The organism is Prosthecobacter gellanilyticus, from assembly GCF_007992435.1.
Lineage (GTDB): Bacteria > Verrucomicrobiota > Verrucomicrobiia > Verrucomicrobiales > Verrucomicrobiaceae > Prosthecobacter > Prosthecobacter gellanilyticus.
In genome coordinates this window covers 1-16423 of record NZ_BKAG01000065.1, presented here as the reverse complement: position 1 = coordinate 16423, position 16423 = coordinate 1, and the positions used below count along the sequence as shown (strand labels likewise).

15 protein-coding genes are annotated in these 16423 nt (G+C 60.8%); 8 read left to right on the top strand and 7 right to left on the bottom strand.

The features are described 5' to 3' along the window. Nucleotides 1–22: 22 nt before the first annotated feature. Entirely contained in the window at nt 23–2917 is a 2895-nt protein-coding gene (locus BGE01nite_RS26215; RefSeq protein WP_170267083.1) for a DUF1553 domain-containing protein, read from the bottom strand. Nucleotides 2918–2966: 49 nt separating this feature from the next. Next, the gene (locus tag BGE01nite_RS29160; protein ID WP_170267082.1) at nt 2967–3293 is read right to left on the bottom strand and encodes a hypothetical protein; all 327 of its coding nucleotides are present in this window, start codon (nt 3291–3293) and stop codon (nt 2967–2969) included. Between the two features lie 157 nt (nt 3294–3450). On the opposite strand from BGE01nite_RS29160, the gene BGE01nite_RS26210 reads away from it, so the two are divergent. Next, nucleotides 3451–4842: an RsmB/NOP family class I SAM-dependent RNA methyltransferase gene (locus BGE01nite_RS26210; protein WP_146855421.1), complete on the top strand. Its 1392-nt coding sequence runs from the start codon at nt 3451–3453 to the stop codon at nt 4840–4842. A gap of 263 nt (nt 4843–5105) precedes the next feature. On the opposite strand, the gene BGE01nite_RS26205 is transcribed toward BGE01nite_RS26210, so the two are convergent. Both BGE01nite_RS26205 and pssA read right to left on the bottom strand, forming a co-directional pair. Further along, nucleotides 5106–6302 (bottom strand): glycosyltransferase family protein, encoded by a 1197-nt coding sequence (locus tag BGE01nite_RS26205; RefSeq protein ID WP_146855419.1) that lies wholly within the window; start codon nt 6300–6302, stop codon nt 5106–5108. 54 nt (nt 6303–6356) lie between these two features. Beyond that, the gene (gene pssA, locus BGE01nite_RS26200) at nt 6357–7238 is read right to left on the bottom strand and encodes a CDP-diacylglycerol--serine O-phosphatidyltransferase (RefSeq protein ID WP_170267081.1); all 882 of its coding nucleotides are present in this window, start codon (nt 7236–7238) and stop codon (nt 6357–6359) included. Between the two features lie 83 nt (nt 7239–7321). Here pssA and BGE01nite_RS26195 point away from each other — a divergent pair, with 83 nt between their 5' ends. The 4 genes from BGE01nite_RS26195 to BGE01nite_RS26180 all read left to right on the top strand — a co-directional run bounded on the left by BGE01nite_RS26195 (nt 7322) and on the right by BGE01nite_RS26180 (nt 10100). Next, entirely contained in the window at nt 7322–7885 is a 564-nt protein-coding gene (locus BGE01nite_RS26195) for a rhodanese-like domain-containing protein (protein ID WP_246145807.1), read from the top strand. Nucleotides 7886–7939: 54 nt separating this feature from the next. Continuing rightward, a complete protein-coding gene (gene radC / locus BGE01nite_RS26190; RefSeq protein WP_246145806.1) occupies nt 7940–8614 on the top strand; it encodes a RadC family protein in 675 nt (224 codons plus the stop codon). A gap of 125 nt (nt 8615–8739) precedes the next feature. After that, a complete protein-coding gene (locus BGE01nite_RS26185) occupies nt 8740–9309 on the top strand; it encodes an anthranilate synthase component II (RefSeq protein WP_146855415.1) in 570 nt (189 codons plus the stop codon). 80 nt (nt 9310–9389) lie between these two features. Next, entirely contained in the window at nt 9390–10100 is a 711-nt protein-coding gene (locus BGE01nite_RS26180) for a hypothetical protein (protein ID WP_146855414.1), read from the top strand. A 2-nt stretch (nt 10101–10102) separates the two neighbouring features. On the opposite strand, the gene BGE01nite_RS26175 is transcribed toward BGE01nite_RS26180, so the two are convergent. Continuing rightward, nucleotides 10103–11392 carry a hypothetical protein gene (locus BGE01nite_RS26175; RefSeq protein WP_146855412.1) on the bottom strand — a complete coding sequence of 430 codons (1290 nt, stop codon included), beginning with the start codon at nt 11390–11392 and terminating at the stop codon, nt 10103–10105. Beyond that, nucleotides 11389–12372: a glycosyltransferase family 2 protein gene (locus BGE01nite_RS26170; protein ID WP_146855410.1), complete on the bottom strand. Its 984-nt coding sequence runs from the start codon at nt 12370–12372 to the stop codon at nt 11389–11391. The genes BGE01nite_RS26175 and BGE01nite_RS26170 overlap by 4 nt, the downstream gene beginning before the upstream one ends. A 214-nt stretch (nt 12373–12586) precedes the next feature. On the opposite strand from BGE01nite_RS26170, the gene BGE01nite_RS26165 reads away from it, so the two are divergent. Further along, a complete protein-coding gene (locus BGE01nite_RS26165) occupies nt 12587–13837 on the top strand; it encodes an O-antigen ligase family protein (protein WP_146855408.1) in 1251 nt (416 codons plus the stop codon). Here the strand turns inward: BGE01nite_RS26165 and BGE01nite_RS26160 are convergent. After that, on the bottom strand, nt 13735–14445 hold the full coding sequence (locus tag BGE01nite_RS26160; protein WP_146855406.1) for a hypothetical protein: 711 nt from the start codon (nt 14443–14445) through the stop codon (nt 13735–13737). The two genes, BGE01nite_RS26165 and BGE01nite_RS26160, sit on opposite strands and share 103 nt — an antisense overlap. A gap of 101 nt (nt 14446–14546) precedes the next feature. On the opposite strand from BGE01nite_RS26160, the gene thiS reads away from it, so the two are divergent. Together thiS and dacB are read left to right on the top strand one after the other, a co-directional pair. Continuing rightward, entirely contained in the window at nt 14547–14747 is a 201-nt protein-coding gene (gene thiS / locus BGE01nite_RS26155; RefSeq protein ID WP_146855404.1) for a sulfur carrier protein ThiS, read from the top strand. An 8-nt stretch (nt 14748–14755) separates the two neighbouring features. Continuing rightward, entirely contained in the window at nt 14756–16249 is a 1494-nt protein-coding gene (gene dacB, locus BGE01nite_RS26150; protein WP_146855402.1) for a D-alanyl-D-alanine carboxypeptidase/D-alanyl-D-alanine endopeptidase, read from the top strand. The last annotated feature ends 174 nt before the right edge of the window (nt 16250–16423 follow it).

The following is a 16423-nucleotide window of genomic DNA, read 5'->3' as shown; positions in this document are numbered from 1 at the left end:
AAGTCGGATGGCAAAGCGCAGATCACCGCTTCGTGATCACCTCATCGAGATTCAGGATGGTATGCGCCACGAGGGACCATGAACGACCGCGCTGAATGAGACCTTCGAGAAGCTCCCGCTCATCCGGCTGCGGGTCGCGTGAGGTGGCCGCGCGGAACATCCAGGCGATGCGATCCTTCTGACCTTCGGAGTGCTTGGCGAGGGCTTCGGCGGCCTTCATGAAGGTCTCATCATTTAGCAGCATCAGTGCCTGCAGCGGTGTGTTGGTGCGCGCTCGACGCACGGTGCATTTTTCGCGCGTGGGGCCGTCAAAGGTCAGCAGCATGGGGTGCGGGGACTGGCGCTTCACATAGGTGTAGAGGCTTCGTCGCCAGAGACCCTCGCCTGCATCCGGCACGTAAGTTTCCTCGCCATTATAGCTTACGGCTTCCCACAAGCCTGGAGGCTGAAAAGGCTTCACACTCGGCCCGCCGACCTTGGGCACGAGCAAACCTGAAATCGTGAGCGCTTGATCACGCAGCATCTCAGCGGAGAGACGTCCACTAGGACCACGCGCCAGCAGGCGATTCTCCGGATCATCTTCACGCGTGACCTGCGAGCTCTGCCGATACGTTTTCGACAGGACGATGCGCTTGAGCAGAGCCTTCACATCCCAGCCACTGTCACGGAAAGTCACCGCGAGCCAGTCGAGCAGTTCAGGATGCGTGGGAGGCTCGCTTTGAGAGCCGAAATCATTCGGCGTGCGCACCAACCCCTCGCCGAAGCACTGCTGCCAGAGCCGGTTCACCGCCACCCGAGCCGTGAGCGGATTCTCCGCTGAAACGAGCCATTCCGCGAAGCCAAGCCGATTGCGTGGCGCATTCTCTTTCCATGCTGCCACGGCGACAGGGACTCCCGGCTGCACTTCCTTCCCTGGCTTGTCATACTGGCCGCGCTCCAACACATGCGCCGTGCGTGGCTTCTCCATCTCCTGCATCACCAGCACGGTGGGAATGGCTTCAAGCAGATCCTTCTCGGCTTGAAGAGATTGTTTCACTTCACGGCGGGCCGTTTGCACAGGCACATCGGCGAAGTGATCGACATAGTAATCCAGCAGCACCTCTTTATCGCGCACCAGTCGTTTCGCCGCTGGGGCCTCGACAATCCCGCGAATGCGCTCGCCACAGAACCAGTCCTGCGCGGTCTTCTCATCCAGCACGCTTGGCACGATGCGCACTTCATCGATCATGCCATAGAAACCGAGGTTCGCATCTCGGCGACCGATGCGCAGCGGTTCATGATTGGCGATGCTTCCGTCCAACGTGTCTCGCCGAACTTCAAGTGTGGCAAGAGCTCCATCGATGAACACACTCAGCCCGGCCGCCTTGCGTGATCCGTCATGACTGATGGCCAGATGATGCCACGTTTTGGAGATCATGGACTCCACCGTGGCCACCTCAATGGCACTCACGCCCCAGCGATGCACGAGATTCACCTGCGCGCGGCCCTTCTGCCAGATGACCTCGATGCCACGGCGATCTCCCTGCGGCTCGATCAGTGAAAGCGGGCAGCTGAGCGAGCCATCTGCATTCAACCACAGGCTGATCGTCCAGGGTTTGTCAGCCTCAAAACCCTTCATCGACGCCTCCACATGCTGCGTGGCATCAAACTTCACCGCCTCGCCACGCAGTCCTGGTGCGAAGGTCAGAGGGGTTCCATGAGCCGTTGATCCGGCACCCAGGGTTCCGCTGAAGGACTCATGCAGCACATTCTCTTTCGGCAGGACAGGCAATGAACTCTCGGCCTCTTTTTCCCAAGCGGTCATCACTGGCACGAGCTTCTTCCGCATCGGCTCAAAAGCAGCCTTCGCCCGTTGAGCTTCCTGCTTCAGTTCAGCGAACTTCCTTTCCTGCTCAGGCGAGGGCACCTGCAGCAAAGGTGGCGGGTTCTCTTCTTTGATGAGGCCCTGCTCGGGCACGTTGTTGAAGAAGGCAAAGAGCTGGTAGAACTCCGCCTGCGAGATCGGATCAAACTTGTGATCATGACACTGCGCGCAACCTGCGGTTAGGCCAAGCCAGGTGGTCATGGTGGTGTCCACACGATCCACCACATACTCCGTGCGGAACTCTTCATCGATGCTGCCGCTCTCATTGTTCGCCATGTGGTTGCGATTGAACCCCGTGGCGATGCGCTGACGCACCGTGGCATTCGGCAGGAGATCGCCGGCAAGCTGCTCGATGGTGAACTGATCGAACGGCATGTTGGCGTTAAAGGCATCGATGACCCAGTCACGCCACAGCCACATCTGGCGCGGCTTGTCGCCAAAGTAGCCATTCGTGTCGGCATAGCGTGCAGCATCCAGCCACGCGACTGCCATATGCTCGCCAAAGTGCTTGGAAGCCAGCAGCTCATCCACCACCGCCTCATACGGCTTCTTCAGCATCTCTGGAGAAGGCGGAAGGCCCGTGAGATCCAGAGCCACGCGCCGGATCAGTGTGGAATGAGCCGCCTCGGGAGCCAAGCTGAGGCCCTTTTGCTTCAGCCTGGCTCCGACCAGCGAATCAATACTTTCATCCGGCTGTTTGCGTGGCGGTTCAAAAGCCCAGTGCTTTTGATATTTGGCCCCTTCCGCAATCCATTGCTTCAAAGTGGCTTTCTGAGCCGCTGACAGCTTCTTGTTAGACTCTGGCGGCGGCATGAGGTCGTCCACATCCACCGTGGTGATGCGCTCCATCACATCTCCACCGGTCAGGGCTTTCAGAGCCTCGTCCCGCACATCCAGCCGCAGGTCCGCCTTCCGCCCCTTGGCATCCGGTCCATGGCAGGAGAAGCAGTTGTCCGAGAGGATCGGCCGGATGTCCCGGTTGAACTCCAACTCCCCCGCCGCCAGCACAGGCTGGAGCGAAACAAGGGCAAGGATGTAGGAGGCGAATCTCACAGAGAGACACAAACGGCCGAAATTCCTGACCGATTGCAATTTACCCTCATCATCCGAAGCATAGATCAATCAACACAACTAAAACTAGGATCCCTGGACCGAGACCCAACTGACCTGCCATCAACAACGTGAAGCTCCACCGAGTGCGAATATACAGGCAATACTGCAGCAAGCGGCACGTGCAGGTCATCCAAGCTGTCCAGCCTACGGCAAACTCCAGAGCTCCCAATTCGGGAATTGTTGACTCTCTGGCCATAGGGACGCCGTACTCGAACACCGCCAAAAGGGTGTAAAACCCCGTCCCCATCCAAAGCAGGATCGCCAATATCGCGACAATGGATGAGGTGCGCACCGATGACGGCCAAGTGGATTTCATGTCAGGCAGTCCAGGATCAAGCAGTTTGGCTCATCGAGAAGGGTGACTCTAGAGAACCCACGGACGAATGTGAAGTTTTTTCCCGAACTGCGCATGCCTCCGGAGCCTGGCCGGACCCGGACTTGCTTCGGGCCACTGTCCGCGCCATCTCATCAGCGTGAAAGTCCCGCATATCATCATCGCCCAGATCATCCGCTCCCTGCACGACATCTTCGTGGACCGGCGGTATTCGGACAAGGCGGTGGAGTTCGCCTTTAAAAACCATCACAAATGGGGCAGCCGTGACCGCCGTCTCTTCGCGGAGTCCGTCTATGAGTGCGTGCGTCACTGGCGCTGGCTCTGGCACCTCGCCGGTCTGCCTGATGGCGACCACGCCAAGCGCGAGTGCATTGGCGATGAACAGATCTGGGGTGTCTGGGCAGCTCAATGGGTGACGAGTGGCAAGGAACTGCCGCTTTTTGACGAACTGGCCGGCATCCGTGTGCAGGACATCCGCGCCCGTGAGAAGATCGAAGTGGCACCGATGATCCGCCAGTCCCTGCCAGACTGGCTGGACGAGCGCTGCGGCCGTGAGCTGGGCGCTGCCTGGCCCGCCATCCGCGCCACGCTGAACCAGCCTGCGGAGGTTTACCTGCGTACCAACACACTCAAAACCGAGCGCCGATCCTTGAAAGAGAGGCTCGGGCAGGATGGCTTCATCACCGAAGCGCTGAAACCGATCCCGACGGCCCTGGTGATGCAGCAGCGCTACAATGTTTTTGCCATGGCCGCCTTTAAGGAGGGCCTCTTCGAGGTGCAAGATGCCTCGTCCCAGCGCGTGGCCCCGTTCCTCCAGGTCGAGCCCGGCATGAAGGTCATCGATGCCTGCGCGGGTGCGGGCGGGAAGACCCTGCACCTCGGTGCGCTCATGCAGAACAAGGGGCGCATCCTCGCGCTCGATGTGCATCAGTGGAAGCTCAATGAACTGCGCAAGCGCTGCGGTCGCGCTGGAGTGGATGTGGCCGAAACAAGGCTCATCGAAGGCAGCAAGAGCATCAAGCGTCTTGCAGGTTATGCGGACCGAGTGTTGCTGGACGTGCCCTGCTCCGGCCTCGGCGTGCTGCGCCGCAACCCAGATGCGAAGTGGAAGCTCAGTGAGGTGGAGATCGACCGTCTCATCATCGAGCAGCAGGACATCCTCACCCGCTACAGCAGCCTGGTGAAGCCCGGCGGCAAGCTGGTGTATGCCACCTGCAGCATCCTGCCGAGCGAGAACGAGCAGCAGGTGCAAAAGTTCCTGGCCACGCACGGTGATGAATGGACCCTGGAGGAGGAATTAAAGCTCAACCCTGCCGAAACCGGCCACGACGGATTCTATGCCGCACGTTTGGTTAGGTCAATGAAGCAACCGGAAGCGGCGGCAGAGTCAGCATCCGCCGAGTCAACGTCAGCAGAATCGGTGTCAGCCGAGTCAACATCAGCGGAGGAAGTTGATGATGCTCCCGTCTCCAATCCCGAGCCGGAGGCTCGACGGCCTGTAGCCGGTGGGGAAAAGAGCGACAGCGAGTGAGAACCACCGGAAGAAGTCCAATGTTGTAGATTTCAAGCGGGCGTCCCGAAGGGATGCCGGAAGCTGGCGAACACTTCATGCGCCGCGGTGTGATGGGTCCAGGGAGAACGCGCTCCCTTCCAGCGTCTTTCTGAGACGCGCATCTGATCTGAAATACAGCGTGTCGATGGTCCGGCGGTTCCCGGTCGCTTCGCGACCTCCACCGCTGGCTACAAGCCAGCGAGCCTCCGGCTCGTCAAACCCAACCCACGGCCTCCAACGACCTACAACGCCGCCGCGATGATCTCCTGTTTCAAACTTGGATCGGCGCGCAGCACTGCATCAGGCGTGGGGCGCAGGGCAGGCACCAGCAAACCCTGGGTACCAACTGTGGTGCAGAGCACCTCAAGCGCCTCGGTGAAGGCGGCCACGGCCGCACCTTCCTCGGCGCGGTCGTAGATCAGCCCGTTCAGGAGAGCCACGTGCTCATAGCGGTTCATCCACTCGGCAGCGCGTGTCTTGTAGCGTTCCAGAACGAGGCGAAGCAGAGACTCGGCAGCGCGTTCCTGCGATTCACGCAAAACTTGGTAGGCCAGGCAGCGCGCCACATCTGCCGCGGCGGAAACGAGACCGGGTTCGACGGTTCCGGGCTCGAGCTGACGATGCCGGTGCTCATAATGGAAGCCGATGTCCACCTGGCACATCTCTGACACTTGCAGATGACGATGCACCTCACACAACATGGCGATTTCCAGCCCCCATGCGGACGGGATGCTGAAGTTCGCCACGGTCGTGCTGTCTGCGGCGAATTCGCCTGAGAGCGGGTAGCGGAAGCTTTCCAGATGCTCCAGCAGCGGCTGCGGACCGAGCACTTCCTGGAAGGCGTGGATCAGGGGGAAGATGAGCAGGCGGGTCACGCGCCCGTAGAGGCGGTCGGCCACACGGCTGTAGTAGCCCTTGGCAAACTTATAGTTCAGCCGCGGGTGCGCGATGGGGTAGCAGAGCTTCGAAAGCAAGCTGGTGCCGTAGTTCAGGATGTCCGTGTCATGGCTGATCACGATGCCCTGGTGCCCCTTGGCCCGTAGGTAGGCGATGCCCGCCCAGATGTTCGCCCCCTTGCCGGGACTGTGGGCTCCATTCACCCGGTGATGCACGGCTTCGAACTGCGGGCCATCATTCCAGAGCAGGGACATGGGCTTGTCTCCCAGCCACTCACGGCATTTCTCACGGGCGGCGTGCATCTGCGCCTCCGTCATGCCGTTCATGCTCAGCACCACCTCAGAGATGTAGGGCACCTCGGACACCTGCCGCAGGATGGAGGGCAGCGCCGGCCGGGTCACCTCCGTGTGCAGGGCCGGGAGCAGCAGCGCCACGGGCCGCTCACGCGTCATCTCCACCAGTTCGGCCTCACGCGCGTTCGCGTCAGGCGTGGCGAGATGATGAAGTGTGGGCAGGCGCGAATGCTGATAAAAGTCGGCCATTCGTGGTCGGGGGGGAAACTCTGGCGGGTTGGGTGATGGTGAAGGAAACGTTGCCTAAATTTGTGAGGCAGCGTCTTTTGGCATCACTGTGTCCGCCGAGTCAACTCCCGATGCAGGAATCTCACCTGTCACAGGGTCATCCGGGGTGTCCGCAGCCTCATTTTCGATCTCGATGGTCTGGCGCATGCTGCGCGAGATCCACGGACGGACGAGGCCGTAAATCAGGTAGCTCACGAAGAGCACGGAGGGCATCCACTGCCAGTTCCGCACGCTGAAAGCCACGACAATGATGGAAATGAGCACCCAGGCGGGGGAGCGGCGCGTGCGCCAGTTGATGGATTTGAAGCTGGGATACTCCAGATTGCTCATCATGAGGTAGGAAAGCATGACCATGATGAGAGCCAGGCCATACTTCCAGGGTCCGATCTCCTTCTGCCCTTCATCCAGCCAGAGCATGAGGAGGGTCAGGGAGGCAATCACGCCCGCTGCCGCCGGGATGGGGCAGCCGCGGAAGTGCTTGCTGTTCGTCTTGATATCCGCAGCAGCCAGGCAGTTAAAGCGCGCCAGCCTCAGGGCGCCGCAGACGAGGTAGGCGGAGGCAATGAGCCAGCCGAGCCCGGCCGGGGTCTCGATGTCCTTCAGCACGATGTCATGCACCAGGAGGGCCGGGGCCACGCCGAAGCTGACGATGTCCGCGATGCTGTCCAGCTCACGGCCAAAGGGGCTCTCCTGACCGCCCAGACGGGCCACGCGGCCGTCCAGCACGTCAAAAAGACAGGCCGCCAGGATGGCAATGATGGCCCAGTAGTAATGCTCCGTGATGGCGCCCTCACGCCCTTTGAAAATCTGCAAAATGGCCACAAACCCGGACAGGATGTTCCCTGCCGTCATCATCGTCGGCAGCACATAGATGCGGGGTTCGCGATCGTCACTCATGGGGTAAATGTATCGCTTTCGGGTCCTTTGCCCACCCGAACTTTCCAGTTTCGCCTCCCCCGGGGGCACACTATGAGAGAATCATGCCTGCCTCTGACCTTCCTGTCCTGACGCCTGAGACTACCATGTCCGAGGTGCTGGCGAAGTATCCCAGCGCCCAGCGCGCGCTCTTTGCCCGCTACCACATCGGCGGCTGCCGGAGCTGCGCCTTCAGCCCCACGGAGACCCTGGCCCAGCTCTGCGAGCGGAATGAAAACATCCCCGTGCAGGAGGTGATCGACCACATCCAGAGCAGCCACAGCGAGGACGTGAAGCTGCAGATCAGCCCGCGCGAGTTTGCCGATCTGGCCCGGATCGACACCAGCGTGCGCCTTCTGGATGCCCGCACGCGGGAGGAGCACGAGGCCGTGACCATCCCCGGCGCGCAGCTTCTGACCCAGGAACTGGTGCAGGAAGCCTTCAATTCCTGGTCCAAGGAAACCGTCATCATTCTTTACGACCACACCGGCAGCCGCAGCATGGACGTGGCCGCCTACTTCCTCGGCCACGGCTTTTCGAATACCAAATGCCTCGCTGGCGGCATCGATGCCTACAGCCTCGAGATCGATCCCAGCCTGCCGAGATACAAGGTGGAGATGGAGGCTTGATCTGCCGTCTGGAAGACACTCAACTGCGCCTCCCTGATGTCCCGGATCCATGACATGCCTGAAGACGACCGCCCGCGTGAGCGGTTGCTGCGGCTCGGTGCCGGGGCCCTCTCAGATGCGGAGCTGCTGGCCATCTTCATCAACACCGGCACGAAGGGTGAAAACGCGCTCCAGGTGGCACAGCGCATCCTGCGGGAGCAGGGATCCCTGCGCAATCTGTCCCGTATTGAGGCCGGTGAACTGGCCCACATGCGCGCTCTGGGCCCGGCGAAAGCGGCGCACCTCGCCGCGGCTTTTGAACTGGGCCGCCGTGCTGAGCAGGCCGCGCTGAAGGATATCCCTCTAAACAGTCCAGAGCTCATCTACCGCTACATCGGCGCGGAAATGCAGTCCCTCAGTTACGAATCCGTGCGCGTGCTGCTGCTGAACCAGCGCCTCTGCCTCATGCGCCACGAGGAGCTCTTTCGCGGCACGGTGAATGAGTCCAGCGCCCACCCGCGTGACATCGTCACGAAGGCGCTCGTGCATCGGGCACCTGGGTTTGTACTGATTCATAATCACCCCTCCGGCGATCCCTCCCCGAGTGATGCCGACCGCCGCCTCACCCGCCGTGTCAAAGAAGCCGCGGACATCCTGGGGATCACTTTTGCCGACCACGTGATCATTGGCTGCCCCTCGGAAAGCCGCCCGCATCCCTACTTCAGCTTCCGCGAATGCGGCCTGCTTTGAGGCTGAGCCGTTTGCTATGGTTGGCGGTCGTTTGCTATGGTTGGCAGTGGTTGGAAAACCGGTTGGAAAAACCACTGTAAACAACCGCAAACGACTGCAAACTACCGCAAACGGCTCCGCATCCCATGCTTCTGATCATCGATAACTACGACTCCTTCACCTACAACCTCGTCCAGTACTTTGGCGAGATGGGGGCGCAGATGGAGATCCACCGGAATGACCAGATCACATTGGAGGAGATCGCGAAGAAGAGGCCGGACCACATCGTCATTTCCCCCGGCCCCTGCACGCCGAAAGAGGCGGGCATCAGCTGCGCGGTGATTGAGAAATTCGGCCAGAACACTCCGGTGCTAGGCGTGTGCCTCGGGCACCAGAGCATCGGTCACGTGTTCGGCGGCGATGTCGTGCGCGCGGACCGTCTGATGCACGGGAAGATCTCCAAGATCCGCCACGAGGGCGACTCCGTCTTCAAAGGCATGCCGGAGCGCTTCACGGCCACGCGCTACCACTCCCTGCTCGTGAAGCGTGCCACCCTGCCCTCCTGCCTGGAGATCACCGCCGTGTGTGACGATGATGAATCCGAGATCATGGGCCTGCGCCACAAGGAGCTGCCCATTCATGGCGTGCAGTTCCACCCCGAGTCCATCCTCACGCAGGACGGCAAGCGCTTGCTGAAGAACTTTTTGGACATGTAAAATGGGTTCACAGTTCGCGGCTCCCGGTTCATGGTTGCTTGCCAGAAAACTGAGAACCGGGAACATAGAACCGCGAACCCATGCTCTACTTCCTCACCTTCCTCGCCGGTTTCATCGTCGGTCTGGCGACGTGGCTGATCTGGCTTGGTCTGCGGTTTGCGGCGGATCTCAAAGCGGCGCGTGAGTCAGTGGCACACTACCACGATGGCACGGACCATCCGATGGATGTGGCTGCGAACAGGGCGGTGGAGGACAGCAAGAACCGTCTGCGCTGGCAGAAGCGGCTGAACCCCGAGTGGCTGCCTCCTCTGGTCGAGGAGGTGCCGAAACTCGTGCGTGAGATCGCCAAGATCTACCACCCTGAACATCCAGATCCCATGCTCGCGCCAGGGCTGGGACAGTTTTCACGCGCCGTGCATCTCGCCGCTTTGGATATCGCCGACTTTCTGCAAACCCGCAGCATCGGCAGACTGGTGGATGTGAGCGCCAGCACCGCGCTGAAGACCTGGGAGATGACGCACAAGATCGCCACGCATGAGACCATGCAGTCTGTGGGCAAATGGTACAAGCGTCTGCTGCCCGTGTGGCAGGTGCTGAAGTTCAAATCACCTGTCACCTGGGCTGGCGTGGCCGTGTCAAACATCGCCGCACGCACCCTGCAACCGGCGGTGATCGACATCATCGCCAAGCGCACGATCGATCTTTACGGCGGAGGCATTCCGCGCAAGCCGCCGACCACCATGAATGCGACCACCGGCAGCCGGGAGATCACCATCCAGGACATCTCCTGATTTTAACAACACTTTTTGTTAGCAAGCCGCCGGCCAATCCACGGGCCCACCACCTCCACAAGGCACCAGGCATGCACCGGGGCCAGCAGGAAGAAGGCCGGATGCAGATAGCGCTCCTGCCCGTAGACGGCGCCGTAAATGCCGATGCTAAAGAGGAAGAAGAGTGCCGTCATCTCCACCCAGATGTCCTGCTTCCGCCAGAGAGGCACCAGGCAGAGCACCAGGACGAGGGTGAGGAAGAGCTGGTCATTGCCAACGAGCAGCACAAACGGATAGCGCCACCAGGGAATGTCATCCTCCCGGCGGAGCTCGATAAACATGGCGGCGGTGCGGTGAATGCACTGCTTCACATACTGCACGGGGTTGGCCTTCAGCCAGTCGAGCGCCGCCTTCTTGTACCACTGATACTTCTCCGCGTCGGTCTTGCAGGCGGCGATGGCCTCCCTGGCCTCCTTGGGCATGTCGGGATGATCCGGTGAGGAGATCTGGTAATACGGCAGAATGTTCGCCCGGTAGAGTGAGCTGAAGCCATCGATCGATCCCATGACCGGAATGCCCAGCGCGGCCTTGTTACGCATGGTCCAGCCGATGGCGGGGAGCAGGGCGATGATGAAAAAGGCGGTCACTTTCAGGAGCTTCGCCGGTGTGCGGATCCAGAGCAGCAGGCAGAGCGGCGGAATGAACAGCACGTTCACAGATTTCGTGATGGCCAGCAGGCCCATCCACAGCGCGGCGCGCAGCACGGATCCCCAGGAAGGCCCCTGACGCCAGTGGACGCCGATCTCCACGGCGAAGAGGCCGAGCAGGATCATGGTCACGCATTCATTACCTAACGAATATTGATACTCAGCGATCGGGCTGGCCTGCATGATCATCAGCCCCAGCCAGCAGCTGGCCGCGCCAAAGAACGGGATGAGCTTCCGCGCGATATAACCACACACCCAGCCATAGAGAAGGATCTGCACACCGGCGATGATCCACAGGTTCGCCACCGTGATGACATGCGGTTTCACAATGCCCGCGGCCATGAAGGCCATGATGAAGCCCGAGTAGCCCGGCTCGCGCTTGCCGGAGGACTGCACACCATCCAGCGAGTAGATTCCATGGGTCAGCGGATAACCGGCGAGCTCGATGTACTCCCCGGCATCTTGAATAATCAAAAGCCCGTCAGCGCTCCGGGTCCATGCCAGCGTGGCTGAGACCATGAGATGCACCAGCGTGAGCAGCACCACCCAGCGGCGCAGGCAGGGCTGCGAGCCTTGTTTTTCCAGGAATGCACGCAGTCGGCTCATGCAGAGGTGCCGTTGGAGTCTTTGGAGGTCAGCTCGGCTCCACGGCGCATCATCTGCATCTCAAAGAGAGCTTTGAAGTAGTTGTTGATGCTCGTCAGGATCAGCGAGATGCCCGCAAACATCATGCCCAGCAGCATGAGACCGGTGGCCAGGATGGCCATGGGCACACGGTACACATACTGATACCGGATGTAGTCATAGACCGGGAAGGCACCTGCCACCAGGGCGAAGAGGATGAGCACCACGGCGATGCTGCCAAAGAACACGCTGGGCCGGTAGTCCCGCAGAATGCGGAAGATGGTGGCGAGAACGCGGGCACCATCCTGGAAGGTATTCAGCTTCGAAAACGAACCCTCAGGGCGATCGGTGTATTTGATCGGCACCTCCACAATGCGGAAGCGATTATCGAGCGCGAAAATGGTGCTCTCGGTCTCGAGCTCGAAGCCCGCGCGCAAGATCGGTGTGTGCTCCACGAAGCGCCGTGTCATCACGCGATAGCCAGACATCACGTCTTTGAGCTGCACTTGGAAGAGCCGATTGATCAGCCCTTTGACCACCGCATTGCCGAGATTGTGGAAGGGGCGCTTGTTTTCCTTCCGGTAGTCACCCGTGGAAAGCCGGTCACCCACCACAAGATCGGCTTCCCCTTTGAGCACCGGAGCGAGCATCGCCGGCAGATCCTCGGGGTGATAAGTCATGTCGGCATCGATCATGATGTACACCTCGGCCATCACATCGTGAAAGGCACGGCGCACGGCATTCCCCTTGCCGGGCCTGATTTCAAAAAGCACCTGCCCACGGGCACCACTCTCCCTCAGGGCAGAACGGGCCAGATCGCCGGTATTGTCCGAGGAACGGTTGTCCACGACCACTATTTCCGCCTGAGGGAGGGCAGCGGAAAAGCGCCGGATCACCTCGGCGATCGTGAGCGCCTCGTTATAGGCGGGTATGATCAGTGCGATGGACGGTTGAGCAGACATTCCTCAAAAGTTAATTATAAAAAATATAGAATCAATGATTATTAAAGGGTATTCTTGAATCGCCCTACCTTGTCCTGACCCTTTTAGGGCAAGCACCGACAGAATTCCGAGTTCCAAAAACAGCAGCCGACAACAATAATCGCCCATACCCTACCCTCAGTCTTTCGACACTCCCAACCGAGAACTGCGAACTGAGAACCGAGAACCCTTCTCCATGCCTTCCCGTCTCCAACAGCACCTCGACTGGCTCACCGTGTGGGTCTGCGGGACGTGCATTGCCCTGCTGGCGGGGGATGTGGTGATCGGCTCTTACAATGCCGGGCTGCCGATGATCAAACCCAGCCTGTTCACCCCCATGGTGTTCATGCTCTGCATGGGGGTTTGTGTCCTCAGCACGCCGCGCTTCTGCCTGCCTGCCTTCCTTTTCGCAGCTCTGCCGGTCATGAGGCTGCTGGACGTGGCCGTGCTGGGGCGCTTTGTCTCTTCAGGCAACCATGACATGACCATGAACTGCCTGCGTATTCTGCTGGTGGTCGTGGCCATGCTGGCGGTGCTTTCCTGTCCCCAGGGTCTGAAGGCCATGCGCTGGGCCGCCATCCTGACCATTCTGCTGACCAGCGGCTCCTCCATCGCCGAGTTCCTGGGCGTGGCAAAGTTCAGCAGCATCCCGGGCCGCTTCAGCGGTTTCAATGGTCACCCGAACTCACCCCCCATCGTGCTCTGCCAGTGCCTCGGACTCTGCTTTGCCCTGGTGGGCAGCTTCCGCTGGAATGTGGCGCTCATCGCGGCTGCCATGCCCGGGGTGGCACTCACCTATGGCCGAAGCGGCATGGTGATCTATGCCTTCCTCGCCGGCACTTACATCCTGCTGAATGCACGTCGGCACCTCGGCTTCCTCATGGTTTGCGGTTACGCCGTGGTGCCACTGGTGATCGGGGGTTTCGCCATCATGCAGCAGCGGACGGGAGATGGCGTGACCAAGAACAAGAACACGGCGGATCGTCTGGAGGCCATCTACAACCTCGACTTCGACAAGCTCAAATCGCCCGAGCGTGCCAAGGACTTGGGCGATGCATGGGAGGCCGTGATGAAAGAGCCGGTTTTCGGCTACGGCGTGGGTGCTGCATCGTCCCGCTGGGCACCGCACAATGAGTACGTGGCCATGTGGCTGGAGCTCGGGCTGCCCGGGCTTTTGGTCTATCTGCTGACCATCTACGGCCCGGTCCTTCGCAGCCTGATGTGCGGCGGAAAGGCAGGCTATGCCGTGATCGCGGTACTGCTTTACTCACCCATCGCCCAAGGGCGTATCATGGATCCGCACTTCTATTTCACACTGCTCACGGCGGCGCACATCCTCTGGCCTCAGCGCTTCCGCCTTGTGGCGAGAAACCAGCCTGATGTCACCGCGACCAGTCCCACGATGCCCGCCAGCCAGCCGGTCCATCCCATGGCCCGGCGCGGCTGATCAGCGGCTGGCGTCACAGGTGAGGGAGGTGGAGCTTCCACAGGAGCGGCGGCCGCCGTCGGCACAGCGATGGCGCGGCTGCTTTCTCCAGGAAAGAGCACCTGCACTTTAGGTTCCGGCATCTCCGGGGTCTTCAGCAGCAGGATCAGGCTGACCACTGCCTCCTTGGCAAAACCCAGGGCGAAGTCTCCCTTCCCTGCTGGCACGGTCCCACGCAGCGTGCCCAGCAGATGAGCCTCCGCCGTCTCGCGGGTCAGCGGCTTGTTCGTCGCGCCGTCCATGGCCTGCCAGGAAACCTCAGGAAGCGCCTGCGCCTGACCTCCGAACTTCACCTCCAGATGCTTTTTCAGATGCTCCGCGGCCTGCGCATAGGTCTTCTGCACCTGATCCTCGGTTTGATTCAGATACCAGTCCGCCGACACCGGGGGCAGCGAGGTCGGGTTCGTGGAAAGAAACACCCGAGGATCCAGATTGACCTTCATCTCGAACTTCCCTTCGGGCTCAAAGGTCGCCTCCACGGTCATGTTTGGCACCTGATGCGCCTGCGCAGGTCCGACGCCGAAGAGCAACACGAGCAGGCAGGCAAAAAGGAGAGAGGTCCGGGACATGAAGCCGCTCTCTGCCACCGCCTTTCCACCGCATCAAGCCACGATCCTGTCAGCATCGTCCGCCTCTTGCCACAGGCGCTCTCCACGCTTCTTTGTCAGCCATGACGATCACCCTCAATGGCGCGAAGCGCGAGTTCCCCGGCACCCTGACCCTGCCTGACCTGCTGGAGGCCGTGGGACTGGGGGGCAAGCCCGTGGTCGTGGAGCATAACCAGACCGCGCTGCTGCCGCGTGAGATCGCCACAACCGTGGTGAAGGACAGTGATGTGATCGAGATCGTGCAAATCACCGCCGGAGGCTGACGCATGCCATGGTGAAAAACGTGATCATCCTGCTGCTGGCCTCTGCTCTCGCGGCGCTGCTCTGGGTGAATCGTCACTCGTCCACACCACCGGCAGAGGTCCCGGTGGTCATCACGACGGCGCCAGCACCGATCGTTCCTCAACCACTTCCACCGGCACCAACACCAGCGGTGCCAGCCCCTCCGCCACCCGCACCGCTCACGCCCGAGCCTCCACCGAAGCACCCCATCACCCAACTGCTGGATGAGGCACGCACCAAGCCCGGCCTCGAAGGTGCCGCCATCGGCTTCTGCCTGCTCGATGAGCAGGGCAAGATCATCGTGGAACAGCAGTCACGCACGGCCTTCATCCCGGCATCGAGTTTGAAGACCGTCACCACGGCCACGGCGCTGGAAAAATGGGGGCCGGATCATCGCATCGAGACACGCCTCATGGCCTCCGCGCCTATCCAACAAGGTGTCATCAAGGGTGATGTCGTGATCGTCGGCGGTGCTGACCCGATGCTGAAGCTCACGGATCTGCAGAGCTGGGTCAAGACCCTGAAGGAACGCGGTCTCAAGCGCATCACGGGCCGCATTCTGGGCGATGGACGCCTTTTCTCCGGCAGCATCTACGATGACTTTTGGAACTGGGGGGATATCGGCAATGGTTATGGCAGTTCCGTGGCCGGGCTCAATCTGGAGCACAACCGTTTCATCGCCCTCTTCAACCCTGCTGATGCTGTCGGCAAACCCGCTATTTGGTTAGGCGCGCAGCCGGATGTGCCCGGCATCACCTGGCGCAATGAAACGATCACTGGCGAGAAGGGCTCCGGGGATGGCGTGGTCATCCATGGCGGCGAGCGCGCCCGCGTCATTCATCTCCGCGGAACCGTGCCGATGGGCAGGCCGACCTTCCATGTGCTCGGCGCGGTGCCCGATCCGGAGTTGTTTGCCGCGCATTGGTTTCGCGAGGCCTTGCTGGAGGCCGAAATCGAGGTCGCAGGCAAAGCCGCGCCTGTGGGTGACGTGAAGGCAGGTGAGATCGAGCTGCTGAAACATCACTCACCGCCGCTGAAAGACATCATCACCAGCATCCACGCCACCTCGGACAATCATGAGACCGAGTGCCTCTTCCGCCTGCTCGGCGTGCAAGAGGGCAAGTCTCCTGATCAAGTCGTGCGCGAGCACTGGCAGGCCAGCGGCCTGGAGTTCCAGGGCCTGCGCATGGAGGATGGCTGCGGCCTCGCGCGCGCTGACTTCATCACCCCGCACGACCTTGCCATGTTGCAATATTTAGTAGGCATCGGCCGGCAGGGCGTGGTCTATCGTGAGTCCCTTCTGACCAAGGAACACCTGCGCTGGAAAGGCGGCGCCATGTCCGGCGTGCGCTCCACCACCGGTTTCCTCACCACGAAAAGTGGTCGCGAGCTGGCCTTCGCCTACATGGTGAACCACTATGCCGACAGCGGTGCCGTGTCAGCCCTACGCGAGGCTCTGCTGAAAGCGATGGGGGATCTTTGAAGCATCGATGGTTAGCCCATTTGGCGCACGCGAGACATCCGGAACGGCGCGAAGCGTCCCGGAGTGCGGTGGCAAGCGCTCAAGCGCGACACCGCTAGGTGCGCACAGAATATTTTAATCATCGAAAAAGCGATATGCGCACGAGAGCGGTGTCGACGATGCAAGGGTGCCCTT